Source organism: Candidatus Thiopontia autotrophica (assembly GCA_014384675.1).
Classification (GTDB): Bacteria; Pseudomonadota; Gammaproteobacteria.
In genome coordinates this window covers 1-10,589 of sequence record JACNFK010000005.1, presented here as the reverse complement: position 1 = coordinate 10,589, position 10,589 = coordinate 1, and the positions used below count along the sequence as shown (strand labels likewise).

The window sequence follows — 10,589 nt, the reverse complement described above, 5'->3', positions numbered from 1 at the left end:
TGGCCTGCAGGAGGTCACCCTCGTCAAAACAGGACTGCTCACAACGGGCCGCACCTACGCAGGATACAGATGTACGTACTGCGGGGCCTGCGCCACCCATATCAAAACAGAACCCATCAACACTCAGATCCTTGAAGGTCTCTGTGTCGTTTAGTTTGTTGAATGCGGACTGAACACCATCTGTGTCGGTACCCTGAAACATAATGTCTCCTGATTGACCGTGTAGAGCTATCAGGCCAGTTCCAGTCTCCTCCCAAACATCACACATTTTGCGTAGAAGGTTGGCGCTGTAGTGGTTGCCCCATGGGGGCTGAATTCGTACAGTATGGAACTCCAGTGCATCCGGGAACATGGTGTTGCCACTATCATCTTTTAATTCAGAGAAGCGGGGGATGACACCGCCACCATAACCAATTACGCCAACCGTTCCACCTTTCCAGTAGCCACGACGGTTGACAAAGGAGTGTTCCAGAGTGCCAAGTACGCCACGCATCATCTTGGCTTGTTCAGCCCCGCTGGCTGCAAGACGTTTGAGACCTGATACATAACTGGGCCATGGCCCTTTTTCCAGCTCATCCAGGTTGGGAGTGGGAATATCCAGCTCAGGACTGTTTTTATTAAGTTTAGTCATCTCTTCTGACATCTGTCCGCTCTCCTTTGGTGGTTAACTTTTTTAATTGAATCTTGGATTACCGACAGCGACCTGGTCTGTATAGACAAATTCTTCTGAATTGTCGGCAAATACCATTTTGTAGCCCTCCCCATCTTTGCCTCCAAGGTTGTACACAGAGACGATATGTCTACCATCAGAAAGCTCATCACCTGCATTAACCTTGGTTCCGTCATATAACTCAACCCCCCAAACCTGGATGGTTCTACGTGGGCCACTCTTCTTTTTTTCACTTCTTCTCATCGCTATACTCCATGTAACACTTTGATAACTATATGGTTAGCGTTAATAACCAACTAAACTAGTCAAGAATATACCGTAGTGACAAAAAAATGTCAAATATCAATTTATAAAAAAGAGGAGTTTCTCCCTCACAAGTTATCCTATATAGCACTTCCCCCCCAAATCCCCGTCCCATTAAGCTTTCTCAGAGGTTCCTTAGGGAAGCTCTGATTAAGTCACTTCGTGACCCAATCAGATCTCCCTTACAAGTTATTCTATGGGGGAAGGGGTTATGGTTCAGCATGTTACAACAACACCTGTAGAGCCCTTCCCCCAAACCCCCATCCCGTTAAGCTTTTTCAGAGGTTCCTTAGTTGATCTGTTAATCTTTCTGTCATGCAGAAAGTTATTCAGATTGCGCTTGTTGCAGGATTGATTGTATTGGTGATCCTGATTAAGCCAAAATTTAGTGAGGACGATCCTGCTGGAGAGTACAGGATTCTGTTTGGCTCATATTCAAGTCACACAGATGCACTTGCAATGCAAACTCTGCTTCAACAAAAGTGGAAAGAGGTTGAGGTTGAGGTTGAGATTGTGGAACAGAGGTATCGTGATAATGGCAAGAGACGAGTCGGGTATCGTCTGCTGTCGCTTCCAATTACAGGAAAGTTGAATAGTGAAAAGGCGAGTGAACCATTCAGGGATGGCGGGTTGCGGGTACGAGTTGTTCACTCAGAGCCAGCGAATTAGATAAAAAAGCCTGAACCCTCCTGCTGAGCCCCCAGCCCCAAGATTAAGAGCCCCATTTGTTGTTATCTGAAGTCAATCGTATGGCTCCGTTCTTGAGTAAATAAGTCAGATTTATCGCTCCCCTTATTTAATTTGATAGCAATAGGGATTGTAAGGTTATCTCTTTTCCCTCATACTCGCTCTCGACTAAAAATTGACATAGATCACTTTAGTATAAGAAAAGACTGATATAGCGCATTTTTGTTGCGGATTACAGAGTTGTCTAACAAAGGAAAAGAGATGAACAAAATAGGGAAGAGGAGCGGCTTTATTGCATCAGTTGCTGGTCTGTGGGTTAGTTCAATGAGTGCAATGGCGGAGTATGGCTTGAATTTTCCTGACCCGGTTACAAGGGTAGGTCGGGATATCTACGGTGTGCACATGCTTACCATGGAGATTGCCACCTGGTTGTTGGCTATCGTTATAGTTGTCATGGTTTATGTTCTCTTCAAGTTTAGAAAAAGCAAGGGGTACGAGGCTGATCAGAACTTTCACAAGAGCTGGTTTGGGCAGTGGTCCTGGGTTCTGGTTCCTGCCATGGTGTTGATGGTGGATCTGACGATTGCCGGTGCAGCACAATCTACCCTGGAACGCTTCTGGAATGCTCCCAAGCAATTCTGTAGTGATGAGGGAGCTGACCCTGAGCGCTGTTTTGATATGAATGTAAAGGTAATTGGTCATCAGTGGTGGTGGGAGTATGAGTTCCCAGAGCACGGTGTGGAGTATAACGGTGAGTTCTACCCAATTACTGTAGAGAGTCGTCCTACTGATGAGGAGACAGCTGGAGAACACTATCTGCGTGATGTAGATAATCCTATAGTGCTGCCTGTTGGACGCACTATCCGTTATCTCAACACTTCGGCTGATGTTCTGCACGCCTGGTGGGTTCCAGAGCTTGGTTTCAAGCGCGACTCTATTCCAGGTTACATCATGGAGACTTGGGCCAAGATTGACGCAGACAAGACTGGCACCTACCGTGGTCAGTGTGCAGAGCTTTGTGGAACCTGGCACTCCAAGATGCCTATTGTAATAAATGCAGTTACCCCAGAAGAGTTTGATGCCTGGGTTGAGAAGGAGAAGAGATCTCTGCTCAAATCCCTGATCGAGGCCAACTCTGCAAAAGAGTGGACTATGGAAGAGCTCTACAGCAAGGGTGAGGCAGCTTACAACACCAAATGTTCAGCTTGTCACCGTCCTGATGGTTCTGGTCTGCCACCTGCGTTTCCACCACTGCGTGGCAGCAAGATTGCTATCGGGCCAGTCAATGATCATCTGAAGATGGTTCTGAATGGTAAGGACACCATGCCTCCGTGGAAGATGTTGTCTGATTTGGAAATTGCAGCAATTGTGACCTATGAGCGTAACGCCTGGGGCAATGCGACTGGTGATGTAGTTCAACCTTCTGCTGTAAGTGCAGCACGCTGATTGGAGATATAAGAAAATGAGTTCTATAGATATGACACACGATGCTATTGCTAATGACGGGCATCATGATGACCATGATCATGGTCCAATCAAGGGTTGGAGACGTTGGCTTTACAGCACCAACCACAAGGATATCGGTACGATGTACCTGATCTTTGCTCTGGTGATGCTCTTTCTGGGCGGAATCAGTGCAATGGCAATCCGTGCTGAGTTGATGTTCCCGGGGATTCAGCTGTTGGAGCCTGATCTTTATAATAATATTGTAACCAACCATGCACTGGTGATGGTTTTTGGTGCAGTAATGCCGGCAGCCGCAGGGCTTGCAAACTGGATGATCCCAATGATGATCGGGGCTCCAGATATGGCGTTGCCACGAATGAATAATCTCAGTTTCTGGATCCTTCCAGCAGCTGCGATCATGTTGATTCTCTCGTTTGTGGTCCCATTCTTTCCGGGTGGTGGCTCACAGATCAATACAGGGTGGACGCTCTATCCTCCACTGTCGATCAAGGTTGGCATGTCCATGGACTTCCTGATCTTTACGGTACATCTGCTGGGTATCTCATCCATTTTGGCATCGATCAATATTATCGTTACCATTCTGAATATGCGTGCACCTGGCATGAAGTTGAGTCAGATGCCTATGTTTGTATGGACCTGGTTGGTAACAGCATTCCTGCTGATTCTGATTCTTCCAGTACTGGCTGGTGGCGTAACCATGCTACTGTTTGACCGTCACTTTGGAACCAGCTTCTTTGATGCGGCCGGTGGTGGTGATCCGGTACTGTTCCAGCACCTGTTCTGGTTCTTTGGACACCCCGAGGTCTACGTACTGCTGTTGCCATCCATCGGTGTTCTCTCCATGGTGATCCCAACCTTCTCACGTAAACCACTATTTGGTTACATGTCACTGGTTGGGGCGATGATCTTTCTTGGTACTCTGGGAATGGTAGTCTGGGCTCACCATCAGTATACGGTTGGAATGTCTTACGCTGCGGTGAACTACTTTATGATTGGAACCATTCTGATCTCGATTCCAGTGGGGTTGATGAAATTCAACTTTATTGCAACCATGTGGAGAGGTTCCCTAACTTTTGAGACCCCAATGCTGTTTGCGATTGCAATCGTAATCATGTTTGTCTTTGGCGGTCTTACCGGGGTAATGCTGGCCGTTATTCCAGCTGATATGCAGTACCATGACTCGATGTTTGTGGTGGCGCATTTTCACTATGTGTTGTTGCCGGGAGCGGTCTTGGCGCTGTTTGCCGGAGTCTTCTACTGGTTACCAAAGTGGACCGGAAATATGTATAACGAGAGACTGGGCAAGCTCTTCTTCTGGACCAATATTATTGGCTTCAATATGACATTCTTTGTTCAGCACTTCCTGGGGTTGGCAGGAATGCCGCGTCGCATTGTTGACTATAGTGTTCAGTTTACCGAGTTTAATGTGATCTCCAGTGTTGGTGCCTTTATCTTTGGATTGAGTCACCTGATCCTGCTCTACATCATCATTGATACTGTTCGTGGCAAGAACAAGGAGAAGGCAACTGCGCAGGTTTGGGAAGGTGCCAAGAATAATGGTCTGGAGTGGGATCTCCCTTCTCCACCACCTTACCACTCATGGAGTGAGGCACCAAAGCTGGATGAAAATGCCAAGTATGCTGGAGCCTGATATGGAGAGTATGGAAATGGTTGATGAAAACAGAAAAGGGAATGGACGTCTGGCGGCGATACTGATTGGGCTGGCACTACTGGTGGCGCTCTCTTCAGTTCGCTTCTGGGAGCAGTTGGCTGCCACAGCACTACCATAGATCCATTGAAGCAATGAGTGCAGTGAGCGAAAAAAGTCAGCAGAGACAGAAACACCGCAAGACCAGCTTTTTACTGGTCGGTCTGGTGGTAGGGATGTTTGGTTTCGGTTTTGCGCTGATACCGTTGTACAACCTCTACTGCCAGGTTACCGGACTGAAGAATAGTGGTGAGATCTTCTCGGAGAGTAGTGCCATTGTGGATCAGAGTCGTCAGGTAACAGTTCAGTTTGATACCACAGTGAATGATGGTCTGCCGTGGAAATTCAAGCCCATGATCAGAGAGATCAAGGTGAACCCCGGGGAGATTTCTGAGGTCAGTTTTTTGGTAAAGAATCTCTCTGACGAGAAGCTTGTTGGCCAGGCCATTCCGAGTGTGACTCCATGGTTTGCCAATGGCTATTTTCACAAGATAGAGTGCTTCTGTTTTGATAATCAGCCGCTTATGGGTGGCGAGAGCAAAGAGATGCCGTTACGGTTCTATGTCTCCAATGACCTCCCCGGTGATATCTCTGTACTTAATCTCTCTTATACGTTCCTGAACACAAACAAGGAGTCTGCAGCTAAATACGATAGTGCAGGTGCCTGAAGATTAACTAATAACTTATAACAGCAAAATTTTAATTGAGGAAAAAATGATGTCTGCTTCAAAAGATCAATATTTTATACCAGAGCCTAGTCATTGGCCGATTGTGGCAATGCTCTCTATTCTAACCATCCTTATGGGGTTTGCCCTGGCTGTGAACGGAGTGGGTGCTGGAACCTTGCTGATTATTGTCGGTTTCGCTCTGCTTGCCTATATGTTTTTTGGCTGGTTTGGTGATGTGGTAGGGGAGAACCTTACTGGTAAATACAATAATCAGGTTGATAACTCATTCCGTCAGGGGATGTTCTGGTTTATTGCATCAGAGGTATTCTTCTTTGGTTCATTCTTTGGGTCCTTGTACTACATTAGAAATATCGCAGTAGAGTGGTTGGGTGGTACAGGATATCTTGCACCTACTCACGAGTTCATCACCAGTCAGTTTGTTTCACAATGGCCAACTGCCGGACCGGGCAATCTGGGTGGCAATTTCGCACTGGTGGATACCTGGGGCGTGCCTGCAATCAATACTGCAATCCTGCTCACCTCTGGGTTAACGCTGACCTGGGCACACTGGGGGCTGAAGAATAACAATAACAGACAGCTTGTTCGTGGTCTGATTCTGACTGTTGCCCTGGGTGTCATCTTTGTTGCCATGCAGGCACAGGAGTATGGCCATGCCTATGGTCAGCTCAATCTGACTCTTGAGTCTGGTGTTTATGGTTCAACCTTCTATATTCTGACAGGATTTCATGGTTTCCATGTGATTGTTGGGGCTCTGATGCTGGCGGCTGTTCTGGGTCGAAGCATGAAGGGGCACTTTACTGAAGAGAACCACTTCGCTTTTGAGGCTGCTGCCTGGTATTGGCATTTTGTAGATGTGGTCTGGTTGGGGTTGTTTGTTTTGGTCTACTGGATGTAAAGGAGAGTAATAATGGGTTTTATGAAATTTCCTGTGTTGTTGATGTTGGGGTTGATTGTCCTCTCCCTGGCGAGTGGCATGTTTTTCCTGGCAAAGGATGATGGCAAAGGTAATCGTGTAGTCAAAAGTCTTACATTCCGCATTATCCTTTCACTTATTCTCTTCGCAATGTTGATTATTGGTGCAGTATTTAATGTGATTGATCCAAACACATTGACTCCATCTATTGTGGCTCCAGCTAAATAGAAGTAGATTGAACCAGTTGTGAGTCGATCATCCTGGTTCGCATCAGGGCTACTGTTTTCAATGGTGGCCCTGTTTCTTTGGTTGGGATTCTGGCAACTGGAGCGAGCTGGGCAGAAGGAGCAGGCTGTAATTGAGAGAGAGGATCGTGGCGATGATGCTCTTTTTAAGCTGACCGGTAGTGAGGTTGATGCTGAGCAGGTGCGTTATCGACAGGTAGGGCTACAGGGGGAGTTTTTGGAAGATTCTCAATTTTTACTGGATAACCGAAAACATAAACGGGTTGCCGGTTATTACGTAATGGTGCCAATGAGAATTGAGGGAAGCAGTAGAGCGGTACTGGTTAACAGGGGGTGGATAGCTCAGGGTAATAACAGAAAGATATTGCCACATATTGAGGTTCCATCTGGCCTGCAACACCTGAATGGAGTGGTTAGAGTTCCCAAATCCCATGGATTCAGATTGGGTGAGGATGCGGATGCTGAGTTACGTCTCTATATAGACCTGGAGAAGATTGGTGAGTCTGTTGGAGTAGAGATGCTGCCATTTGTGGTCAGACAGCAGAGCGGCCTGGATAGTGAAGATGGGCTAATCAGGGAGTGGGGGCAGCTGGAACAGAAGGATAGTGACCCTGTAATGCATTATGGATACGCCCTGCAGTGGTTTGCTTTTGCGCTGTTATTGGTTGGAGGATGGGTGGCTGTTGTAGTCAAACAGAGAAAGGAAGATTCTGTGGAAAACTGATAGATATGAGTAAAGATAATAGTCAGAACAAGAATAAAAGGAGTGGTGCAAGCCAGCTGTTGCTGTTGATGGCTGTGTTTGGGTTGCCGGTGATTGGGGCTTGGTTCCTCTACTTTAATCCGGGTTTTCTGCCTGGAGAGCGCTCAAACTTTGGTGAGCTTGTGCAGCCAGTTCATCCAATACCAGACCAGCTATTCTCTACTCTGGATGGAGCAACTTTCTCCAGGGAGAATCTTGATGGCTACTGGACTCTTGTCTATTCAGCAGGTGAATTCTGCGAAGATTCATGTCGCAAGCGTATCTATGATATGCGTCAAATTCGCAAGGCGATGGCTGAACACCATGGTGATGTGAGGCGCGCAGTTGTCTTTTCGACACTCTCTCCAGCCATGGAGAGCTCTGCGGATATTACCTTCGCTGAGTTTATGAGCGAGTTTGATGGTACCTCGGTAGTTGTTGGAGATGCATCAGCCGTGGCTCCGTTGAGGGATCAGTTTGTCCCTGCTGGCGAGGCATCAGTAGGTCATCTCTATCTGGTAGATCCAATGGGAAATTTGATGATGCACTATCTGCCTGAGCAGCCTGCATCAGAGGTATTAAGTGATATGGAACTTCTATTAAAGGTCAACAAGTGGGGTGGCGGACATTGAGTACTCTGGCAATTGAACCTGGTGAGATTAAGGCTCCACGGTGGCGGCAGTATTATGCGCTGACCAAACCAAAGGTAGTCTATCTGATCCTCTTTACTGCGGTTGTGGGGATGTTGTTGGCAACCTCAACAGGGATGCCGCCATGGAATGCACTTATTTTCGGGACATTGGGAATTGGTCTTGCATCGGCGTCCGGTGCAGCCATTAATCAGATCATAGACGAGCATATTGATGGAGTTATGGCACGTACCGAGAATCGTCCACTGCCCCAAGGGGAGGTGGACCGCAGATCTGCACTAATATTTGCTCTGAGTCTGGCAGCTGTATCAATGGGTATGTTGCTGATCTTTGTGAATATGCTGACTGCTGTTTTGACCCTGATTTCATTGATTGGTTACGCAGTGATATACACCATGTACCTGAAGCGTATGGGGCCGCAGAATATTGTCTGGGGAGGAGCAGCTGGGGCAACACCTCCTGTGTTGGGGTGGACTGCAGTAACTGGTGAGATCCATACCGAGGCGCTACTGCTGTTCCTGGTAATCTTTGTCTGGACACCGCCGCATTTCTGGGCGCTTGCGATAAAGCGTCGGGCAGAATATGCAGAGGCAAATATTCCAATGTTGCCGGTTACCCATGGAGTGACCTTTACCAAGCAACAGATACTTATGTATACCGTTATGTTGATTTCGGTAACTCTGCTTCCTTTCGTTATTAAAATGAGTGGGTTGATTTATTTGTCAGGTGCAGTGGCACTCGGTGTCGGTTTTTTATGGTTTTCATTGCGTCTCTATCGTGCCGATGAGCCTGATCAGGCTGCAATTAGAACCTTTGCCTACTCGATTATATATCTGAGTCTGCTGTTTGGGTTTTTGTTACTGGACCACTATTTGCGCGTGGTCTTTCATCTTGTTGCTGGATAGTTTCAAATAATTAGGAGATATGTGATGGCATTAAAAAAATGTGCACTTGGGGTAGCCTGGACCAGTGGCCTTGTGTCGATAGCAATTACTTTTCTACTGTTTACCTTCTTTGACCCGGCAGAGATGGTAGAGATGTTGCAGCTTAATGTAGACCCTGGAATATTTAGAATGAAGGCATACGCCTTTATGATTGCCCTGGTATGGCTGGTGTTGGCTGCGTCAGTTGCAATGAACTGCTTCTACCGTTCATTGCGAAATAGCACTTGTGGTTGTGGACCAGATGAGGGCAATAAGTAGGCGAATAACAAGCGTTAGTGGTTAGTTGCCCTGAGCCTCTATCAGAGGGGTAGTGAGTCGATCAATATCCTTGGGGGATACGTATTGCAGGACCTCTCTTCCTTCTGTGGAGAGGATGATATCAAGTCCATATTGTGGGTATATCCAGTGCTCCAACCCATCCTCAATTGAAAACTTCATGCCGGCCTCTCCAAAGCGTTGTTGAATTATTTGTGGTGTCAGATCTGTTTTTGGCATATAGGTAATGCTGGAAACTATACTATTCTCCACCAGGCTTATGCCGTCACCATCCAGGGTTATCTTGTGACTTCCATCTCCCTGGGTTGAAATTCTGGCCCCCTGGTTTATGAGATAGTCTAGATCTGGTTTATCTACCTTGATTTCAGTAACTATACTGGCACGTACCCCGCCGCTTGCGATACGTTGAAAGTATGCCTCAACCTTGGGTTCTCCATTTTCAGGAAGAAACAGGGTTATCTCAGGCTCCTCTTGCCATACTGTTTGCGCCTCCTTGAGCAAGCTTTCGCCAATAGTTATGCCAAGCAGACGACTATTTCCCGATGGGGTAATGATGATCTCCCATGGAGCTGTTCCGCTTGTGCTGTTATCTTCATCGGGTAGCAGAAGAATGGCAACGGCCGCAATGGCTATGAGCGATAGTGTGGTAAACCGGGCAAAATATCTCATATTAATCCTCAATCTCTATAATTGAATCTGGTGGAGGAAATTTATTAACCATCCCTTTTGAGAGCTGACCCGAGTTTGCAAAGTGGAGAGCCTCTGATTCCATTAGAATAAGTGCCAAAATAGTAATCATCACAGGCAGTGTCACAATTGCGGCAAATGGAAAGACCTGTGCAAAAGGTACATCACCATAGAGATGGATTGCATAGATGACACTCAACAGTGCAGTTAGTGCGCTGAGCATGAACAATATAATTCTGCTTCGGTTTATTGCAATCTGCCAGTGACAGCGAACAAACCATGCAGCATGTTTCTGTATCCGTTTGCCGTGAAGCAGAATATAGCTCAGTGTGGCAATGGAGATGATTGGGGTTAACGCAACAAGTTGAGGTATCGACTTGGCCACCCCCAGGGCGGCTATAAAAAAGAGGATATGGTTTACAATCAGGTTGGTTAGGAAGATCTCGTGCGGGATCTTGCTGGCCTTTAGTTCAGCCTGGTCAATTTTGAATTTCATGAAAAATAGAGTGTTTGCAGTTGTGCAAGACCGAGTGAGGCCACCATTATACCTGCTAAGGTGCGTACCCACTGTTTTTGCAGGTGAATAATTACCCTGTTTGAGAAATATC

15 protein-coding genes are annotated in these 10,589 nt (G+C 46.8%); 11 read left to right on the top strand and 4 right to left on the bottom strand.

Annotated features, from left to right (window positions below):
• Together H8D24_00225 and H8D24_00220 are read right to left on the bottom strand one after the other, a co-directional pair.
• Positions 1–631: hypothetical protein (locus tag H8D24_00225; GenBank protein ID MBC8518818.1), on the bottom strand; the 631-nt coding region annotated here is incomplete at its 3' end.
• 42 nt (positions 632–673) lie between these two features.
• On the bottom strand, positions 674–913 hold the full coding sequence (locus tag H8D24_00220; protein ID MBC8518817.1) for a hypothetical protein: 240 nt from the start codon (positions 911–913) through the stop codon (positions 674–676).
• Positions 914–1,288: 375 nt separating this feature from the next.
• On the opposite strand from H8D24_00220, the gene H8D24_00215 reads away from it, so the two are divergent.
• From H8D24_00215 to H8D24_00165, 11 genes are all read left to right on the top strand, one after another.
• Entirely contained in the window at positions 1,289–1,642 is a 354-nt protein-coding gene (locus H8D24_00215) for a hypothetical protein (GenBank protein MBC8518816.1), read from the top strand.
• A gap of 279 nt (positions 1,643–1,921) precedes the next feature.
• Positions 1,922–3,106 carry a cytochrome c oxidase subunit II gene (gene coxB, locus H8D24_00210; protein ID MBC8518815.1) on the top strand — a complete coding sequence of 395 codons (1,185 nt, stop codon included), beginning with the start codon at positions 1,922–1,924 and terminating at the stop codon, positions 3,104–3,106.
• A gap of 16 nt (positions 3,107–3,122) precedes the next feature.
• Complete coding sequence (locus H8D24_00205; protein MBC8518814.1) at positions 3,123–4,778, top strand: cytochrome c oxidase subunit 1; 1,656 nt, start codon at positions 3,123–3,125, stop codon at positions 4,776–4,778.
• Entirely contained in the window at positions 4,750–4,917 is a 168-nt protein-coding gene (locus H8D24_00200; protein ID MBC8518813.1) for a hypothetical protein, read from the top strand. The genes H8D24_00205 and H8D24_00200 overlap by 29 nt, the downstream gene beginning before the upstream one ends.
• A 13-nt stretch (positions 4,918–4,930) precedes the next feature.
• Positions 4,931–5,503: a cytochrome c oxidase assembly protein gene (locus H8D24_00195; GenBank protein MBC8518812.1), complete on the top strand. Its 573-nt coding sequence runs from the start codon at positions 4,931–4,933 to the stop codon at positions 5,501–5,503.
• A 49-nt stretch (positions 5,504–5,552) separates the two neighbouring features.
• Complete coding sequence (locus tag H8D24_00190) at positions 5,553–6,419, top strand: cytochrome c oxidase subunit 3 (GenBank protein MBC8518811.1); 867 nt, start codon at positions 5,553–5,555, stop codon at positions 6,417–6,419.
• Positions 6,420–6,440: 21 nt separating this feature from the next.
• Positions 6,441–6,665: a twin transmembrane helix small protein gene (locus H8D24_00185; GenBank protein ID MBC8518810.1), complete on the top strand. Its 225-nt coding sequence runs from the start codon at positions 6,441–6,443 to the stop codon at positions 6,663–6,665.
• Between the two features lie 18 nt (positions 6,666–6,683).
• Positions 6,684–7,406 (top strand): SURF1 family protein, encoded by a 723-nt coding sequence (locus H8D24_00180; protein MBC8518809.1) that lies wholly within the window; start codon positions 6,684–6,686, stop codon positions 7,404–7,406.
• 5 nt (positions 7,407–7,411) lie between these two features.
• A complete protein-coding gene (locus H8D24_00175; protein MBC8518808.1) occupies positions 7,412–8,056 on the top strand; it encodes an SCO family protein in 645 nt (214 codons plus the stop codon).
• Between the two features lie 5 nt (positions 8,057–8,061).
• Positions 8,062–8,979: a protoheme IX farnesyltransferase gene (locus H8D24_00170; GenBank protein MBC8518807.1), complete on the top strand. Its 918-nt coding sequence runs from the start codon at positions 8,062–8,064 to the stop codon at positions 8,977–8,979.
• Between the two features lie 24 nt (positions 8,980–9,003).
• On the top strand, positions 9,004–9,276 hold the full coding sequence (locus tag H8D24_00165; GenBank protein MBC8518806.1) for a hypothetical protein: 273 nt from the start codon (positions 9,004–9,006) through the stop codon (positions 9,274–9,276).
• 21 nt (positions 9,277–9,297) lie between these two features.
• Here the strand turns inward: H8D24_00165 and H8D24_00160 are convergent, their stop codons facing one another.
• Positions 9,298–9,963 carry a hypothetical protein gene (locus H8D24_00160; GenBank protein ID MBC8518805.1) on the bottom strand — a complete coding sequence of 222 codons (666 nt, stop codon included), beginning with the start codon at positions 9,961–9,963 and terminating at the stop codon, positions 9,298–9,300.
• A gap of 1 nt (position 9,964) precedes the next feature.
• Positions 9,965–10,477, bottom strand: a complete 513-nt coding sequence (locus H8D24_00155; protein MBC8518804.1) for a hypothetical protein — start codon at positions 10,475–10,477, stop codon at positions 9,965–9,967.
• Between the last annotated feature and the right edge of the window lie 112 nt (positions 10,478–10,589).